Source organism: Pedobacter agri PB92, from assembly GCF_000258495.1.
Classification (GTDB): domain Bacteria; phylum Bacteroidota; class Bacteroidia; order Sphingobacteriales; family Sphingobacteriaceae; genus Pedobacter; species Pedobacter agri.
Window position 1 is genome coordinate 1 of record NZ_AJLG01000103.1, and the last position, 18,178, is coordinate 18,178.

The window sequence follows — 18,178 nt, forward strand, 5'->3', positions numbered from 1 at the left end:
ACTCTTAATACAGGAAAGCTAAAAAGGTAACCCGAAAAAATAAAAAAATAAAAAAAATAAAAAAAGCTTCAAACCTACTGGAATGAAGCTTTTTTATATTTTTATTAAGCTAGAGACTAGTGTTTAACAACAGTAGTATCAGTTTTAACAACTGTATCAGCAACAGTAGTATCAGCTTTAACAGTAGTATCAGCAGTGATAGTAGTATCAGCACCTAAAGTATCTGTACCTTCAGCTTTTTTTTCTGAGTTACAAGCAACAACTGATAAAGATAAAGCTAAAGCTAAAAAGCCTAATTTGAATGCATTTTTCATTTTTAAATTTTTTTAAGTAATTTATTTTGTTGTTAATGCCGCAAAGGTAAAAAGGTAACCCAACAATTTTTAAAAAAATAAAAATATTTTTTCCAGCGGTTTTGGGTTACCGATTTGCTTACGATTGTATTAACCATTGATAGCAGCTATAAATATTTTTTTATCTAATATTGGGTTACTATTTTTAGAAAAACGTATTAACGAGTGAATAACAGTTTAAAGAGTTCAGTTCCAACAGATAGAGAAGTTATTTTAGGTATACTAAATAACTCAGAAGATACGCTTAACAAGTTATACAAGGCCTATTACGCAATGGTTTTGCAATTTATTCTCAATAATAATGGAGATGAAGATGATGCAAAGGATGTTTACCAGGAAGCGATTATAGTTTTATATAACAAAATTAAAGAGGGTAATTTTGAACTCAGTAGTAAGCTCAAAACATATATTTATTCGGTTTGCCGGCGGATATGGCTTAAGAAGTTAAGTCACAATAGTAAAAAAGCTGGTAACATTACAGATTATGAAGATGTGCTGATTGTTGAAGAGGATGTAGAAGAGCATGAGCAAAAAGATTTGCAGTTTGTTAAAATGCAATCTGCCTTAGATCATCTGGGTGAGCCTTGTAAAACTATTATTCAGGATTTTTATATCCACAATTTATCCATGCAGGATATTTGCGAAAAGTTTGGTTATACCAACACGGATAACGCCAAAACACAAAAATACAAGTGCCTGCAACGGTTAAAGAAAATATTTTTTCAACCATAATAATTGAAATGAGAAACGATTTGGAGTTAGATGCAATTATTGAAGATTATCTTTTAGGTAAACTTAATCCGCAGGAAACGGAAGCTTTTGAAACCTTAAGGCGCAATGATGCGTCTGTAGATCATAAAGTTGTTTCGCATAAATTCTTTTTAGAATCTATGGAGACTTTTGCAGCGCAGTCGCGTTTAAAGGATCAGTTAAATAGTATTCATGCTGAAATTGATGTAGAAACATTGGCTTCAACATTAAGGCCTCATCCTTCTAAAGTGATTCAGTTGTGGCGTAAGCATAAGTCAGCTATTGCAGTAGCAGCCTCATTTCTGGTGTTATCCCTCGTTTCTGTTTATTCAATTCAGCATAATACTAAGCAGAAAGAGCAATTGGTGTTATTGAGCAATCAGGTTAACAGGGCTATCAAAACACAAAATAGCTTAATTAGAAAAATCAATAATTCTGCTACTCCTGCAGGGAAGCCTGTTGTGCAAAATAGTATTGGTGGTACCGGCTTTGCAATTTCTACAAATGGATATATTTTAACAAACTATCATATTATCAACGGTGCCGATTCTCTTTATGTTCAAAATAGTAAGGGAGAATCTTTCAAAGTTAAAGCCACTTATACTGATCCGCAAAACGATATCGCAATTTTAAAAATCAGCGATAAAAATTTCGCTAATCTATCTTCTATTCCTTACACCATAAAGCGTAACACCAGTAGTATTGGCGAAATGGTGTACACTTTGGGTTACCCGAAAGATGACGCAGTATTGGGTGAGGGTTATGTGAGTTCTAAAAACGGCTTTGTTGGCGATACCACACAATATCAGGTAGCCATTGCGGTGAATCCTGGCAATAGTGGCGGACCTGTCCTTGATAATGATGGTAACTTGGTTGGTATCATCAGCGGAAAACCAGATCAGACTGAAGGTGCCGCTTTCGCAGTAAAATCAAAATATATTTTAGAAGCAATGAGGGCGATACCACAAGATTCACTGGGCAGAAATAAGCTTTCAGCTAATAAAAAAAGTGGTTTATCAGGTTTAAAACGTACAAAACAGATTGAGAAAATTCAGGATTATGTATTTATGATTAAGGCTTTTAATTAATTTACCCAAACAAATTAATATTCTTGAAACCCTGTTGAATAACTTCTTCAGGGTTTTTTGTTATAAAAATATTTTCGTGGCATAAAAATTATATAATGCCTATGTATTTAGTATAGTATTGTTTAGATTTGCTTGCATCAAATAAAAATATAATATTATGAGTATAAGACTAGGCGATATCGCCCCTAATTTTCAGGCAAATACATCCATTGGAGAAATAGATTTTTACGACTACCTGGGCGATAGCTGGGGTGTTTTGTTTTCGCATCCTGCGGATTATACACCAGTTTGCACTACAGAACTTGGACGCACAGCCGCATTAAAAGATGAATTTGAAAAGCGTAATGTGAAAGTTCTGGCTATAAGCGTAGATACTGCAGAATCTCATAAAGGCTGGATTAACGACATCAATGAAACACAAAATACTTCCGTTGAGTTTCCCATCATCGCCGACCCTGAAAAAACTGTTGCAAATCTTTATGATATGATTCATCCCAATGCTTCAGAAACATTAACGGTTAGATCACTTTTTGTAATCAGCCCAGATAAAAAAGTGAAACTAATTATTACTTATCCTGCTTCCACAGGAAGAAATTTCAATGAAGTTTTGAGGGTGATCGATTCATTGCAGCTTACGGCTAATTATAGTGTGGCTACACCTGCAGATTGGAAAGATGGTGAGGATGTGATTGTAGTAAATAGTATTAAAACAGAAGATATTCCAGCTAAATTTCCAAAAGGACATAAGGTAATTAATCCATATTTGCGCACAACACCACAACCTAATAGATAATCAAAATATTTTGCAAGAAATTCGCAACTTTATTGTTGGTTTGTTCGAAAAGGATTGTATTATATGTGTAAATTATTATATTTGATAGTTTTGTTTTAATATTAACGCTCAATTTGGTTGTTTTTTTAGCTTAGATAACAAAATGACTGATTGAAATGCTGATCAAAGCTTAAAAGTTTATTTATTTTATAATTTTTTTATTTTTTTATGGCAACGGGAAAAGTTAAATGGTTTAACACTCAAAAAGGATTTGGATTTATTGTTCAGGAAGACAATAAAGACTTATTTGTACATTTTAAAGACGTATTAGGTGGAATTGATAGCCTAAAGGAAAACGATGCAGTTGAATTTGAAGTAGCAGAAGGCAGAAAAGGTTTACAAGCAGTGAACGTTAAAAAAGTCTAGCGAAAACTATATAAGTTTTAATCATCCCTAAATTAGGCCTTTCTATGGAAAGGCTTTTTTTTTTAATAGTATTGTAGAATCGTTGTTTTCAAAACAATATTATTACCCATATTATCTTTAGTAAAAATAACAAATTGATTTTTACCAGGCTTTATCTTATGCTTTTTGGATAGATCTTCTGGTTTCGCTGGATAATTTCTTACAATGATATTGCCCGTTAAGTCTGTTGATTTCTTTAATACTCCAGTGGAGATGATTTCATCTATTTTAAATATTCTTCCAACAAATTCTGGCTTAAAAATAGCCGACGTGTATAATTGTGTTTGCGGGTGTAATTTTTTCAGGCCGTATTTTGATCCGATTAAATTAAAAGCACCAGATTTCAGCAAAGCTGTGTCTGGCTCGTACAAATAATCTGAATCTGAAATGTCATTAGCATAATCTGCATTTACATCCATTTCATCTTGTCGGAATACAAACTGTTTTTCAGCATCATTTAAGGTTACTGCTACAAACTTCGTTATACCCTTAAAATCACGATCTATGACCCATAGTAATTCTTTACATTCATTTTTCAAGCTAACAATGTGAACTTCACTTACGTTTTTTAATTCTGAAAATCCGGCTTTGATATCTAGCAAAGGTGCGGTTTTAACAATTATGCGATTGGCTTTTGTCAAAAGCATATCTAGATTAGCGGCTACATCTGGTGTACAGTCTTTAAGCATAAACACTTTACCAATTTCCGATCGCCTTGCCGGATCGACGAAAATTGTATCGAAATTTTCGGAAGCTGAGCGGAGGTATTCTATTCCATCAACTGGAAGAAAATTGATATTCTTGGTTCCTAAAACGGATGCATTATACTCAGCGATGTAAGATAAATCTTCATTTATCTCACAGTGAGCTAGATTTTTTACCTTTTTTGCAAAATAGTAATCATCAACGCCAAATCCACCAGTGATGTCAATTAGTGAGTCTCCCTTTGCTAACTCTGATTTATATTTTGCAGTAATTTCCGAAGAAGTTTGCTCAATAGATAATGTTGCCGGATAATAAATGCTGGCCGTTTTAAACCAAGTGGGAAGTTTCTTTTGAGATTTTTTTTTTGAATTAATTTGTGTTACAATTTCTGCAGATGAAATGCCTTCAAACGGGCTTTTAGACAACGCAATTTTCGCTACATCAGCATTCAGGTTCGAATCGATATATGTTTGTACGGCCTTGTCTAAAATTTTTTTATTCATCTAAAGCAATGTTATGCAATTTTGTTTTTCATTACCATCTGGCACGTATGTCTGCTTTTTACTTCTAATAAAATTTCTTTATCAACAGTAACACGATCAATTGTATTTTGATTATAATACCTGATCGTCACTAGTTCCAATCCTTTATTATATTTTATGGTAAATTCTGTTGAAAGATCATTAATTAACTTTTCAATTTGAGCGGAGCGATCATCAACACTTACCGAAAAGCTGATTGCAGAATTCAACATGGTGTTAATTTTAATTTTATGTTTATGAAAGCGTTCAAAGATTTTGCTTAAATTTTCTTCAATAATAAAGGAGTAATCTTTCGGGAAAATTGAGATTAATGCCTGGTTAACTTTGAAAATAAAAGAGGGGACAGGAAGTGGATTATTTTCTTTGGTTATGGCTGTGCCAAATCCTTCTGGTTGGATAAAAGACCGGACAAATAAAGGAATTCCCTTGTTTTGTAATGGTTTTATCGTTTTTGGGTGAATTACTGTTGCACCATAATAAGTCAGCTCAATGGCGTCATGATAAGATAACTGAGCAATTTTCTCCGTTTCATCGAACCATTTAGGATCAGCATTTAATACGCCGGGAACATCTTTCCAAATGGTTAATGCCGCTGCATTCAAACAAGATGCAAATATTGCCGCTGAGTAATCAGAACCCTCTCTACCTAAAGTTGTGGTATAGTTCTCACTTGTTCCGCCTATAAAACCTTGTGTAACGATAATGTTTTCATGTAGAAGCGGAACCAGATCTCGCTGGATGATTTGATTGCTCTTCAGCCAGTCTACCTTACCTTCCTTATAAGTATTGTCAGTTTGAATGAAATTTCTGGCATCAACCCAAAGTGATTTGCTGCCAGTTTCATTCAACCATGCGGCTACAATCTTCGTTGATACCACTTCGCCAATTGAAACAATCTGGTCATAAATATAATCAACATCATTATCCGGCTCATCTTCAATTAACCAATCAATTTCTACAAAAGTATTGGCCACATCATCATAAACAGGATTGGCTTTTCCCTCAAAAAGTGTATCGATAATCTGAAAGTGAAAATTTTTAATTTCATCAAAAATAGCATGAGCTTCATCACTTTGCGAAAGGTAGGCATGAGTCAAATCTTCCAGTCTGTTCGTAATTTTTCCCATTGCAGAAATCACGATCAAAAGATTTCCATTTTTGTAATCGCGAACAATGTTAGCCAGGTTTTTAACACCAGCGGCATCTTTAACAGATGCGCCGCCAAATTTGAAAATATCCATATATTAAAATGCCTTAACTTGTTCTTGAGAGAGTGCTGCGTTAAGCCAACCACTTTCTAGATGTGCTTTATATTTATTGTAGAAATTGATCGCCGGCTGATTCCAATCGAGCACTTGCCACACCATTCCTGTGTATTTTTCGTTTTTGGCTTCTTCGATTACCTGCTCAAAAAGTACTTTTCCAATTCCTTTGCCACGCATTTCTTCTGTAACAATAAAATCTTCTAGATACAATCGGCAGCCCTTCCAGGTAGAATACCGGGTATAATATAATGCGAAGCCTACAATTTGCTCATCCACTTCTGCTACAAACGCCTTCCACACCTGATTTTGGCCAAAACCCGCTTCAATAAAATGATTTAAATCTACTGTAACTTCTTCAGGAGCTTTTTCGTAAACAGCAAGTTCATTAATTAACTCTAATATCCTTGGGCAATCATCTGCCTTTGCGGTTCTGATATTCAAATTCATCTAGTTTGCAGAAAGGTTTTTAAAGTGTTTAATTATTCTTTTTCCAAAAATGCTGCTTCCAATACGTACCATTGTACTGCCTTCTTCAATAGCAATTTTATAATCGGCACTCATACCGGTTGATATCTCTTTAAAACTATCTTCCTTGCGGAAAAAACTGGCCTTTATACCGTCAAAAAATACTTTGAGCTCGTGAAATTCAATAGTGATCTGTTTCTCATTCTTGGTATTGGTAGCGATACCCATTAAGCCAATAATTCTAACATTTTTCATTTCCTGAAATTCCTCTGATCTCAAAATTTCAATTACCTCATCATAGCCCAAGCCAAATTTCGTGTCTTCATCAGCAATATATACCTGTAAAAGGCAATCGATTATCCGTTTGTTTTTTAGCGCTTGCTTATTAATCTCCTGTAAAAGTTTTAAGCTGTCAACGCCATGTATCAATTTTACAAACGGGGCAATGTATTTTACTTTGTTTGTTTGTAGATGTCCAATTAAGTGCCATTCAATATCTTTGGGAAGTTTTTCTTCCTTCTCGACCATTTCCTGCACATGGTTTTCTCCAAAAATCCGTTGCCCGGCGTCGTAAGCTTCCCGGATAGCTTCTTCAGTTTGTGTTTTTGAAACAGCAATCAGTTTAACTCCATCAGATTCTACTTCGCTTTTATATCGCTTAAGATTATCAGCTATGCTCATTTATAACTATTTTTGGGTAAAATTAACAACCTTGCCGCAATTTGGGCAAAAAAATAATGTTTAATTAAAAATGAAGAGAATAGTTTGGGGGTTTGTACTGGCGATTTTGGCCTTTGGATGTAAACCGAAAGTACCCGAGGGCATTATAGACCGGGAAAGGATGGAAGGGATTTTATTCGATATTCACTTAGTTGATGGCTATTTATCTTCCATTTATGTTCAGGATTCTGCCCGGAAACTAGGTGCCGCATATTATAATGGGATTTATAAAAAATATGATACCGATTCTGCCCACTACGCCAAAAGCTTAATTTATTACAACCACAACCCGGAAGTGCTTAAAGAAATATATACAGCGATTTCGGGAAAAATAGAAAAACAAAAAACAGGTCTTAAAAAAGCAGATTCTCTGTGGCAAAAGAAAACTTTTAGAGCAGATTCACTTAAAATTATTAAAACTTTTAAGGCAGATTCGCTTGCGCTGGTAAAGAAATCGAAAACTGACTCTGTTTCGAAGGCGAAGACCACTACACAAATTAAAAAGAAAAGGGCAAAGGCTGATTCATTGATTAACATCAAAAGAAGTAATGTTAATCTCACGACTGCTTCGCCCACATTAGTACAATAATATGTTATATCCCGAAAATTGTTTAGAACGTTTAGGATTTGTAGAGATAAGAGCGTTGATTAGCAAACATTGCTTAAGCCCAATGGGGCAGGCGATGGTGCAAAAGATGCAGGTGATGAATCGTTTTGATCAAATCGACAAATTTTTACGACAAACCAACGAATTTAAGAGTATCCTGCAAAACCAGGAGCCGTTACAAATCAATTCCTTTTTTGATATTAAATCTCTGGTAGAGAAAATCAGAGTAGAAGGAACTTACCTTCAGGAAGAAGAGTGGTTTCAGGTCTACACTTCTCTCCAAACTGTTTTTTCAGTGCTGCGTTTTTTTGAAGAGCGAGCGGAGGTGTATCCAACACTCGAAGCTTTATTTGAACATTTGCCAATCGAAAAAAATATCCTTCGCAAGATAGAAACGGTCATTGACCCGAAAGGTAAAATCAAACCAAATGCTTCGAAGGAGTTACAGGAAATCACTTCGGCAATTTCTAAAACTGAGCAAGATGTTCGTAAGCGGATGGATTCCATTTACAAACAAGCCATTGCAAATAACTGGGTGGCCGATGGAAGTTTAACCATTCGTGATGGGCGGATGTGTATTCCCGTTTTGGCTGAAAATAAAAGGAAGTTGAAAGGTTTTGTTCACGATGAATCAGCAACCGGTCAAACCGTCTACATTGAGCCTGAGGAAGTTTTTACGCTGAACAATAAACTTCGTGATTTGGAATTTGATAAACGAAGAGAAATTATCAAAATTTTAATTGCCTTAACAGATGATTTGAGGCCATATTCACCACTCTTACTTTCTTATCACGGCTTTTTAACAAAATTAGATTTTGTACGAGCGAAAGCTTTATTTGCCTTAGATATTGAAGCAGAAATGCCTGGTCTGCTTAAGGAGCCTAAAACCAAACTGATTAATGCCCGGCATCCATTACTGGCAATTTCTTTCGCTTCCGAAAAGAAAACAGTAACGCCCTTAAATATTCATATTGATGCCGAAACTCGTGTGGTATTGGTTTCTGGCCCTAATGCCGGAGGTAAATCGGTATGTATGAAAACGGTAGGTTTATTGCAGATTATGTTACAGACAGGTTTGTTAATCCCCGTTGATGCAAATAGTGAAGTAGGCTTATTCGAAAATATTTTTGCCGATATCGGAGATGATCAATCTATTGAAAGTGATTTAAGTACTTATAGTGCGCACCTGAAAAAGATGCGTTATTTTGTAGAACATGCGTCGCCTAAAACGATGGTTTTGATCGATGAATTTGGTACCGGAACCGACCCACAGTTTGGAGGACCAATGGCGGAGGCTGTTTTGGAAGTTTTAAATAATAAAAAGGTTCGCGGTGTCATAACCACCCACTATTCTAATTTAAAGTTGTTTGCCGGCAATACTCCTGGCTTGGAAAATGCTTCGATGCTTTTCGATAATGCTAAAATGAAGCCGCTTTATATTTTGGAAATGGGGAAGCCAGGAAGTTCTTACGCGTTCGAAATTGCCCAAAACATCGGTTTGCCTAAAGAGGTTATCCAACTGGCAAAGGAAAAAACGGGTTCAAATCAAAATCGTGTAGATACCATGTTGGTCGATCTGGAGCGTGAGAAAAAAACAATCTATGATGCAAAAGTAAGTTTGGCGAATCAACAGAATAAGGCTAAAAACCTAGTTGAAGAAAATGAAAAACTCAGGGCATTTTTGGATGAAAACAGAAGGGTTTTAATCAAAGAAGCCAAACAAGAAGCACAAAATATTATTAGAAATGCTAATAAATTAGTTGAAAACACCATTGCTGAAATTAAAGAAAAGCAGGCTGATAAAATCGTAACAAAAGAACTCCGCCAGAATTTGCAGCGTGAATTGGTAAAGAATACAGTTCCGAAAGAGCGTCCAAAACCGGTTCAGGTTGTTATTGGAGGAGAAATAGGCGTTGGCGATTGGGTGAAATTTACTGACAGCGAAACTACCGGACAGGTGTTGGAGATTAATCGCAATGAGCTGGTTTTAGCCATTGGCGATTTACGATCGAATGTAAAGAAAACCCGTGTTCAAAAAATTAGCAATAAAGAAGCAAAAAAGGTTATTCAAAGTAGTGGAGGTTCTTTTGCAGGCAGGATGAATGATGCCGTTTCTGGTTTCCGAGCCGAGCTCGATCTTCGTGGCAAACGTACAGAAGATGCTTTATTCGAGGTGGAAAAATATCTGGATAAAGCGATTATGTTAGGATTTCCTTCTATCAAAATTATCCATGGAAAAGGAGATGGCATTTTACGTAAAATGATCAGGGAGTATCTTCGGAAATATAGTCAGGTGAATAGGATGGAAGATGAGCATGCCGATAGAGGTGGCGATGGAATTACTTATGTTTATCTAAACTAGTAATAACTATAGCATTATAATTTTATGGTGCTATAGTTACTTTAATTAATGAATAAAACTGAATAGCAATACCAGGCAATTAGCATTTAAAAAGCTAATACTGTTAAGTTGCGAGTATGGCTGGATTATCTATAAGCGCAGACGCAAGCTTGGAGTTTTTAGAGTTAGGCTACTTTTTCTTATTTCCAGGACATTTTTACAACGCTTACCCTTCTTAAATTTTTCACAGCATTTTTTATGTTCAGCAGTGCAGCTGAAAAGGTATCCCATTCCCTTTTGAAATTCAGGATCGGTTGGAATAATAAATGTTTTGTCGTCTCTCTCGTAAATCATTGCATCACAAAGGTAAGCGTTGTTTAGAACAATTCCAATTAAATAACACTCCCAGGAGATTTACAGACTAAATCTACCGGAAATTTAAAGGCATTTGTTAAATTAGCAAACTAACCAATAATTCATAAAATGATAAATAAGGTGGTATCAGGCGCTGAAGAAGCGATCAGAGATATTTCAGACGGAGCAACTCTAATGCTTGGTGGATTTGGACTTTGCGGCATTCCAGAAAACTGCATTAATGCTTTGGTAACTAAAGGCGTAAAAAGTTTAACCTGCATTTCTAACAACGCAGGAGTAGATGACTTTGGTATTGGATTGATGTTGAAACAGCGTCAGGTTAAAAAAATGATTTCTTCTTACGTTGGTGAAAATGCTGAGTTTGAGCGTCAGCTATTAAGTGGTGAGCTTGAGGTAGATCTTATCCCTCAAGGTACTTTAGCAACAAGATGTTTGGCTGCCGGATATGGAATGCCTGCAATATTTACACCTGCTGGCGTAGGGACAGAAGTGGCTGAAGGCAAAGAAATCAGAAATTTTAATGGTAAGGATTATTTAATGGAATATGCTTTTGATGCTGATTTCGCCATTGTAAAAGCCTGGAAAGGAGATACGGCCGGTAACTTGATTTTTCGTTCTACAAGTAGAAATTTTAATCCGGTGATGGCTATGGCTGGGAAAATCACGATTGCTGAAGTGGAAGAACTAGTTGAGGCCGGAGAATTGGATCCGGACTATATCCATACACCTGGAATTTACGTTCATCGCATTTTTCAGGGTAAGGATTATAAAAAGCGAATTGAGCAGCGTACGGTCAGGAAGTCTGAGGTCTGAAGTCGCTAGTCCGGAATTTATCCGATATCTTAATCTATCAATCAAATTATGTTTAATAAAGAAGAAATAGCGCAACGTATTGCACAAGAAATAAAAGACGGTTATTACGTTAATCTGGGGATTGGAATTCCAACTTTGGTTGCCAATTATATTCCGAAGGGGATAAACGTAGTTTTACAATCAGAAAACGGTCTTTTAGGGATGGGTCCATTTCCATTTGAAGGGGAAGAAGATGCAGATTTAATTAACGCTGGAAAACAAACCATCACCACTTTACCCGGATCTTCGATTTTTGATTCAGCAATGAGCTTTGGCATGATCAGAGCTCAAAAAGTAGATCTTACTATTTTAGGAGCAATGGAGGTTTCTGAAAATGGTGATATTGCAAATTGGAAAATCCCTGGAAAAATGGTAAAGGGAATGGGTGGTGCAATGGATTTAGTTGCATCTGCTAAAAATATCATTGTAGCCATGCAACATGTAAATAAAGCAGGGGAGAGCAAGCTGCTTCCATCATGCACTTTACCGCTTACCGGCGTAAAATGTATCAGGAAAATCGTAACCGAATTAGCTGTTTTAGATGTATTGCCAGAAGGTGGATTTAAACTCCTGGAGCGGGCTCCTGGCGTGAGCGTTGATTTTATAAAGCAATCAACTGCTGGAAGGTTAATTGTAGAAGGAGAAATACCTGAAATGAAATTGAATATGTAAAAAGAGCGGCGATTATAAAATGGCCGCTCTTTTAAGATGTTTGTTAATGAATATCAACCAGGATACTATCTCTTAGGTCATTTGAAATGGCCTCCGTAATGGCTATTATTTCATCCGGCTCATTGGTGTTATTCATGATCACCTTGTGGCATTGTTCCCTATAGGGAAGTAAATATTCTTTGTAGGCCGGCACAACGTGATTGTGCCACTTGTAAAGTACATCATCTTCAGGATAGCCACGTTCCAAGCCATCGCGTTTAATCCGGCGATCTAATGCGACCTGTTCATCAGCATCAACAAAAATGGTATGATCAAGCAAGGCTGCAATTTCTTTGAAATGGAGGATGAAAAGTCCTTCAACGATAATAATGGGCGCAGATTTAATTTCCAGTATTTTTACAACTGCAAGCGGATTATTGAAATTGTATTCTTTTTTATAAACTACCTCACCACTTGTCAATTGTTTAATATCTCGTAAAAACTGTTCGCTATCAATAGTAGAGGGAAGATCGAAATTGTATAACTTATTTTCTTCCTGGGTCATGTCTCCTGCAGGAATGTAATAATCATCCTGAGAAACAAGTGTAACCTCATCTTGTTTAAAGTGATGTAAAAAACAGTTTAAAAAAAATGTTTTACCTGATCCGCTACCGCCGGCAATACCTATTATAAATGGTTTTTTGTTCAAACTCATTGAGCACTATATGTTAAATTGCAGAAAAAACGTTTGTCTAAAGCGCCTAATGAATCGGCCACAGCTTTAGTCATTACAATAATAACATCTTTTGTTGATTCGTTTTCAGTGAATTTACCAACAACCTTTGCAAAAGTGGTCTTGTTCGTCATCGGATTAGTAATTTTAATCACTCTGCCAACAGGTGCTGTGCGGTGTAAAACCAACATTTTTGAGCTATCCAGGTCTGCATCTGCAATCCATACTGCAGCACCCTTTTCTTCAATCTGGCTTAAACCATAAACGCTCGGGTCACGGCGTAGTTTTGGATCCTTTACCATTGTGCTATCCGGCTCACTTTCCTGATCCTCTTTAGATGCTTCGTTTACAGATTTAGGTTGTGGTGGTTTTGGAATCACTAGTTTTTGATCAACCTTAATTGAATTATCTGATAGCTTATTTGCCGACCTGATTTGATAAGCCGTAAGGTTATACTTTTTCGCGATACTGAAAATGTTTTCGCCAGTTGCCACAGTATGGATGAAACTTTCTTCTTTTGAGTTATTAACCGGCACCTCTACAGCGGGCTCAACTTGTTTCTCTTTCGGTACCTGAACATCGGTTACAATACCTCCCGGTACTTTTAAAACCTGTCCGATGCTAATGGCATTATCGGGCAAATTATTTAATTTACGCAACTGATAAGCTGTAACACCATATTGCTTTGCTACAGTAAAAATAGTTTCGTTTCTTAAAACGGTATGTGTGCCAGATGCATTTACAGGTTTATTATCCTCAACAGATTTTTCTTCAGCAACACTGACTACTTTACTTTCTTCTATGTTTTTTGTAGCCGGAATTTTTAGTTTCTGACCAATTCGAAGATTATTGCTCGATAGATTATTGGCTTTTTTTACTTCTTCAACAGTGGTTCCATATTTCTCTGCTATTTTACCCAAAAACTCTTTAGGTGCAACAGTGTGTTCAATCATGGTCTGATCGGTAACTGTACTTTCCTGAGCAGGGGTTTGCGTAACAACCTTTGTCGGTTGCGCAGGAGCGGGATTTGGCGTTTCAGCAACAGTGCCTTTGGTAGCAATTTTTAGCACCTGCCCAATACTTAAGTTATTTCCGCTTAAATTATTTAGTCGTTTAATTTCGATAATGGTGGTTCCATACTTTTCGGCAAGCATGTTTAAATTTTCTTTCGCCTTTACCGTATGTTCAATTATACCGCCATCAGTGGATGACGAAACCGGACTTGTAACATTTGTAGAACCCCATGGAAGATTTGTTGGAACTTTAATGATTACACCTACCTGAAGGTATTTGTTCTCATTGTAGGCCATAATATCTTTGGGAGATACATTGTACCTTCTGCCAACAGAATAATAAGTGTCTTTGGCTACAATTTGATGAACGATAAGTTTCTTGCCATTATTATTTTCAACGCCGATAGAGTCTCTACCTGTGCTTGCTTTAGCATTTGCGATGTTTAGAGCAAATAGAACAAAAGCAGATAAGTATATTTTGTGCATTTATTTTCTATAAATTTCTTAGTCAAAGGAAGCAATTATACGAATAATATTGTTAACCATATCGAGTTTTCTAAACGCTTTGATCGTAAAAATGATAGGATCAAAATTTACATCAGTCTATATGTTATTCATTCACAATAAATTGTAATAGATACAAATTGGCTTCTTATTGCTTAATAAACGCACTTATAAATAAGGTATTGTATTGCTGAAGATTTAGATTAAAACTTTTATAAATCTGATTTGTTAGGTACACATTAAAATCACATAAAAATTATTAAAATGGACGCCAAGGAAATAAGCTTAAATGAAACAGAGGTAAAACCAGTAGTAGATCTTTTGAACGATTATCTGGCCAATTACCACATCCACTATCAAAAACTGAGAGGTTGCCACTGGAATATAAAAGGACAAAATTTTTTCACGCTTCATGTTAAATTTGAAGAGCTATATACTAATGCCCAGTTAACTATTGATGAAATAGCAGAACGTGTTTTAACACTAGGTAAACCACCTCATAGTCGTTTTGCTGATTACATTAAAGAATCACAAATTCAAGAGATTGATACCATTGGGATGAAAGATCTTGATATGGTTGATGCTATTTTGGATGATATGTCAAAATTAATCGAAATTGAAAGGGAAATTCTTGAAGCTACAGCTGATGCAGGTGACGACGGATCGAATGATATGGTAAACCGTTTCATGCAGTTTAAGGAGAAAAATACCTGGATGTTACGCTCATTTGCAGGAAAGAAATAATTTAAAAAGTAGGTTAAACGGGCCTCAGTTAAATAGATGAATTGTCAAATCTGTTTATCTGAGGCTTTTTAGTTTTATAGAATAGCTATTTATTTATCTTTGGGCATGGCATATAAAAGTTTAGCAGAATGTGTTTCCGACCTCGAAAAACATGGTCATTTAATCAGGATTAAAGAAGAAGTAGATCCGTATTTAGAAATGGCAGCCATCCATTTAAGGGTTTATGAAAAACAAGGTCCGGCATTATTTTTTGAGAAGGTAAAGGGTAGTCCCTTTCCGGCTGTTTCCAACTTATTTGGAACATTAGAGCGCTCGAAATTTATATTTAGAGATACGTTGCCCAAGGTACAGCAATTGGTGTCGTTACGAAACGATCCGATGAAAGCATTGAAGAATCCTTTCAAGTATGCAGGTTCCGCCATGTCTGCTTTGTCGGCATTACCCATGAAAACGCCTTCTGCTAAGAACAACTTCAAGAAAACCACTATTGATCAATTGCCTCAAATCGTAAATTGGCCAATGGATGGTGGTCCGTTTGTTACCATGCCTCAAGTATATACTGAGGATATTGAAAAACCAGGCATTTTAAACGCCAACTTGGGAATGTATCGTATTCAGCTTGGTGGAAACGATTATATTCAAAACAAAGAGATTGGCTTACATTATCAAATACATCGGGGTATTGGTGTTCACCAATCTAAAGCGAATAAAGTTGGGCAACCCTTAAAGGTTAGTATTTTCGTAGGCGGACCTCCGTCGCATCCGCTAGCGGCCGTGATGCCGCTGCCTGAAGGTTTATCTGAAATGACTTTTGCCGGTGCCTTGGGCGATCGGAGATTTCGCTATTTTTATGATGATGAAGGATTCTGCATTTCAGCAGATGCCGATTTCGTTATCACCGGAACAGTTTATCCAAACGAAAATAAGCCAGAAGGGCCCTTTGGTGATCATTTAGGTTACTATAGCTTAACGCATCCTTTTCCATTGATGAAAGTGCACAATGTTTATCATAAACAGGATGCCATTTGGTCGTTTACGGTAGTCGGCAGACCACCACAGGAAGACACCAGTTTTGGTGCATTGATTCATGAGATCACAGGTTCTGCTATTCCCCAGGAAATTCATGGTTTAAAAGAAGTTCATGCTGTTGATACAGCAGGAGTTCATCCCTTGTTGTTTGCTATTGGAAGTGAACGTTACACGCCTTATTTAAAAGAGCGAAGGCCACAAGAAATCCTTACCATCGCCAATCACATTTTAGGGAAAAATCAGTTGAGTTTGGCAAAATATGTTTTTATCGCAGCAAAGGAAGATGACGAAAAATTAAGCACTCATCATATTCAGGAATTTCTTACGCACATACTCGAACGGTTAGATTTAACCAGAGATATTCATTTTTATACCAATACTACCATCGATACTTTAGATTATAGTGGAGATGGATTGAACAGTGGCTCGAAAGTTGTGATTGCGGCAGCAGGAGAGAAGAAGAGAACCTTATGGAATGCCGTTCCCGAAGGCTTAAAAATGGGAGATGGCTGTTATCAGTACCACGTAGCAATTCCGGGTATTTTGGTTATTGAGTGCGATAAATATATTAGTGCCGAGAAAACGGCAGCTGAAATTGCCCTATTGAATATCTCTTTAATTGACCAGGATTTATCTGGCTTCCCGCTGATTGTGTTGGCAGATGATTCAGCATTTACTGCCGCAAATATTGATAATTTAGTGTGGATTACCTTTACCCGAAGCAATCCTGCAGCAGATATTTATGGCGTTAATGACTTTACCATAAATAAACATTGGGGCTGTAAAGGTTCATTGATTATCGATGCGAGGAAGAAACCACATCATGCACCGGAACTGATCAAAGACCAATCAACTGAGTTGAAAATTAATCAGTTGGCGAAAGCAGGAAGACCACTTCACGGAATTATTTAGTTGGATGAATGAAATAAAATCATGATTTTTAGGCATACTGTAAATTATGCTTCCCAAAATCATCCTTGTTTCTTTCTTTATGCTTTTCGGCTACCTTACGAGGGCACAAGTTCAAAGTTTTGATGTTGTTGCAGATAATTTAAAAAGCTACCATTTACAACACAACCGCTCTACGCTTTTTATCCATTTTGATAAAAATGTGTATACCAATAATGATCAGGTTTGGTTTACCGCTTATTTATTAAAAGCTGCTGTAAAGTCTGATCAATTTCATACACTTTACTTATCACTGGTTAACGCAGCTGATAGTACCATACTCTTACAAGAAAAATTTCTGATAGAAGAAGGTATGGCTTTTGGCAGTTTCACCCTTCCGGATTCACTGCAGAGTGGTCATTATAATTTTGTGGCCAATACCAACATCAAATTAAACAACGATTTTGATGGCGTATTTATGCAGCCGATCATAATAAATTCTACTACGATCAATCCACTTGTTCCAAAGGTATCAGTTTTTAAAAGCTACGATGAAAAAACAAAAAAGGGAAACTGCATTGCTCAAGGTATTATCAAGTGATAATCGCTTTGTTGAGCAGGCTGAGGTAAGTTATAAAATTGGTAGAGGCAATAATATTCTTCATGCAGGAAAAGCAAAAAGCAATGTGATTGGAGAAATTATGATCGATTATAACGCAGATCAAATTAATGAAGAAAATAACTTGCTTCAGGCTACTATCAGAAAAGGTAAAAGTATTAGAAATTTAACGTTTAATCTTCCTGTTAGGAATGCAAAGAAATATAAGATCAATTTTTATCCTGAAAGCGGCAATCTTATAGATCAGTTATATTGTCGATTAGGTTTTGAGATTAAAGATGAAAACGGCAATGCAATACATGGGCGTGCTGTACTTTACGATAATGATAAAGTTATAGATACTATAAGCACTAACTCGGTAGGCATGGGAAGCTTTATGCTTCAGCCTAATAAAAATAAAAGGCTGTATGTGAAAATTCCAGGCATCGATTCTGCCAAACGGTTTGATTTACCATCTATTTTACCTGATGGCTTAGTACTCAGGGCTCGTAATTCGGTCGTAGATAATGATTTGCGGGTTCAGTTGGAAAGTAACAAGGCATCGAGCATTCACGTTGTACTTCACGATTTTTCGACGATTTACCTTCATTCTGCTTTCGAGCTTAAAGCTTTCAGCATTCAAAACATCCGGTTCAAGCTCGATTCTGTTCCGATAGGATTATATGCGTTAACTATTCTGAATGAAGAGTGTGTACGT

19 protein-coding genes are annotated in these 18,178 nt (G+C 36.3%); 12 read left to right on the top strand and 7 right to left on the bottom strand.

The genetic code is table 11. The annotated features are described in order from the left end of the window. Positions 1–116 precede the first annotated feature (116 nt). On the bottom strand, positions 117–314 hold the full coding sequence (locus tag ON09_RS14890) for a hypothetical protein (RefSeq protein WP_010601862.1): 198 nt from the start codon (positions 312–314) through the stop codon (positions 117–119). A 204-nt stretch (positions 315–518) separates the two neighbouring features. Here ON09_RS14890 and ON09_RS14895 point away from each other — a divergent pair, with 204 nt between their 5' ends. The 4 genes from ON09_RS14895 to ON09_RS14910 all read left to right on the top strand — a co-directional run bounded on the left by ON09_RS14895 (position 519) and on the right by ON09_RS14910 (position 3,389). Then, positions 519–1,085, top strand: coding sequence for an RNA polymerase sigma factor (locus ON09_RS14895; RefSeq protein WP_010601863.1), 567 nt, complete (start codon positions 519–521; stop codon positions 1,083–1,085). 8 nt (positions 1,086–1,093) lie between these two features. Then, the gene (locus ON09_RS14900) at positions 1,094–2,191 is read left to right on the top strand and encodes a S1 family peptidase (protein WP_010601864.1); all 1,098 of its coding nucleotides are present in this window, start codon (positions 1,094–1,096) and stop codon (positions 2,189–2,191) included. Between the two features lie 157 nt (positions 2,192–2,348). Next, complete coding sequence (locus ON09_RS14905) at positions 2,349–2,984, top strand: peroxiredoxin (RefSeq protein ID WP_010601865.1); 636 nt, start codon at positions 2,349–2,351, stop codon at positions 2,982–2,984. 207 nt (positions 2,985–3,191) lie between these two features. Next, positions 3,192–3,389 (top strand): cold-shock protein, encoded by a 198-nt coding sequence (locus ON09_RS14910; RefSeq protein WP_010601866.1) that lies wholly within the window; start codon positions 3,192–3,194, stop codon positions 3,387–3,389. 62 nt (positions 3,390–3,451) lie between these two features. On the opposite strand, the gene ON09_RS14915 is transcribed toward ON09_RS14910, so the two are convergent. The 4 genes from ON09_RS14915 to ON09_RS14930 are packed head-to-tail and all read right to left on the bottom strand — an operon-like array spanning position 3,452 to position 7,086. Then, positions 3,452–4,636 carry a class I SAM-dependent methyltransferase gene (locus tag ON09_RS14915; protein WP_010601867.1) on the bottom strand — a complete coding sequence of 395 codons (1,185 nt, stop codon included), beginning with the start codon at positions 4,634–4,636 and terminating at the stop codon, positions 3,452–3,454. A gap of 11 nt (positions 4,637–4,647) precedes the next feature. Next, positions 4,648–5,916 (bottom strand): aspartate kinase, encoded by a 1,269-nt coding sequence (locus ON09_RS14920; RefSeq protein ID WP_010601868.1) that lies wholly within the window; start codon positions 5,914–5,916, stop codon positions 4,648–4,650. Between the two features lie 3 nt (positions 5,917–5,919). Continuing rightward, a complete protein-coding gene (locus ON09_RS14925; RefSeq protein ID WP_010601869.1) occupies positions 5,920–6,387 on the bottom strand; it encodes a GNAT family N-acetyltransferase in 468 nt (155 codons plus the stop codon). Then, positions 6,388–7,086, bottom strand: coding sequence for a YggS family pyridoxal phosphate-dependent enzyme (locus ON09_RS14930; protein WP_010601870.1), 699 nt, complete (start codon positions 7,084–7,086; stop codon positions 6,388–6,390). It abuts the gene before it with no gap. A gap of 70 nt (positions 7,087–7,156) precedes the next feature. On the opposite strand from ON09_RS14930, the gene ON09_RS14935 reads away from it, so the two are divergent. The 4 genes from ON09_RS14935 (at position 7,157) to ON09_RS14955 (ending at position 11,972) form a co-directional block, all read left to right on the top strand. Continuing rightward, positions 7,157–7,714 (top strand): DUF4296 domain-containing protein, encoded by a 558-nt coding sequence (locus tag ON09_RS14935; RefSeq protein WP_010601871.1) that lies wholly within the window; start codon positions 7,157–7,159, stop codon positions 7,712–7,714. Between the two features lies 1 nt (position 7,715). Then, positions 7,716–10,094 (top strand): endonuclease MutS2, encoded by a 2,379-nt coding sequence (locus ON09_RS14940; RefSeq protein ID WP_029204364.1) that lies wholly within the window; start codon positions 7,716–7,718, stop codon positions 10,092–10,094. A 462-nt stretch (positions 10,095–10,556) separates the two neighbouring features. Continuing rightward, positions 10,557–11,261, top strand: coding sequence for a CoA transferase subunit A (locus ON09_RS14950; protein ID WP_010601874.1), 705 nt, complete (start codon positions 10,557–10,559; stop codon positions 11,259–11,261). A gap of 48 nt (positions 11,262–11,309) precedes the next feature. Next, positions 11,310–11,972 (top strand): CoA transferase subunit B, encoded by a 663-nt coding sequence (locus ON09_RS14955; RefSeq protein ID WP_010601875.1) that lies wholly within the window; start codon positions 11,310–11,312, stop codon positions 11,970–11,972. Positions 11,973–12,015: 43 nt separating this feature from the next. Here ON09_RS14955 and ON09_RS14960 read toward each other — a convergent pair whose 3' ends face one another. Then, the gene (locus ON09_RS14960) at positions 12,016–12,660 is read right to left on the bottom strand and encodes a uridine kinase family protein (protein ID WP_029204365.1); all 645 of its coding nucleotides are present in this window, start codon (positions 12,658–12,660) and stop codon (positions 12,016–12,018) included. A 2-nt stretch (positions 12,661–12,662) separates the two neighbouring features. After that, a complete protein-coding gene (locus ON09_RS14965) occupies positions 12,663–14,183 on the bottom strand; it encodes a LysM peptidoglycan-binding domain-containing protein (protein WP_010601877.1) in 1,521 nt (506 codons plus the stop codon). 282 nt (positions 14,184–14,465) lie between these two features. Here ON09_RS14965 and ON09_RS14970 point away from each other — a divergent pair, with 282 nt between their 5' ends. The 4 genes from ON09_RS14970 to ON09_RS14985 all read left to right on the top strand — a co-directional run. Continuing rightward, positions 14,466–14,945 carry a Dps family protein gene (locus ON09_RS14970; protein WP_010601878.1) on the top strand — a complete coding sequence of 160 codons (480 nt, stop codon included), beginning with the start codon at positions 14,466–14,468 and terminating at the stop codon, positions 14,943–14,945. A gap of 105 nt (positions 14,946–15,050) precedes the next feature. Then, positions 15,051–16,886: a UbiD family decarboxylase gene (locus tag ON09_RS14975; RefSeq protein WP_010601879.1), complete on the top strand. Its 1,836-nt coding sequence runs from the start codon at positions 15,051–15,053 to the stop codon at positions 16,884–16,886. A 46-nt stretch (positions 16,887–16,932) separates the two neighbouring features. Next, positions 16,933–17,463, top strand: a complete 531-nt coding sequence (locus tag ON09_RS14980; RefSeq protein ID WP_029204366.1) for a hypothetical protein — start codon at positions 16,933–16,935, stop codon at positions 17,461–17,463. Next, positions 17,414–18,178: hypothetical protein (locus tag ON09_RS14985; protein ID WP_010601881.1), on the top strand; the 765-nt coding region annotated here is incomplete at its 3' end. The genes ON09_RS14980 and ON09_RS14985, both read left to right, overlap by 50 nt.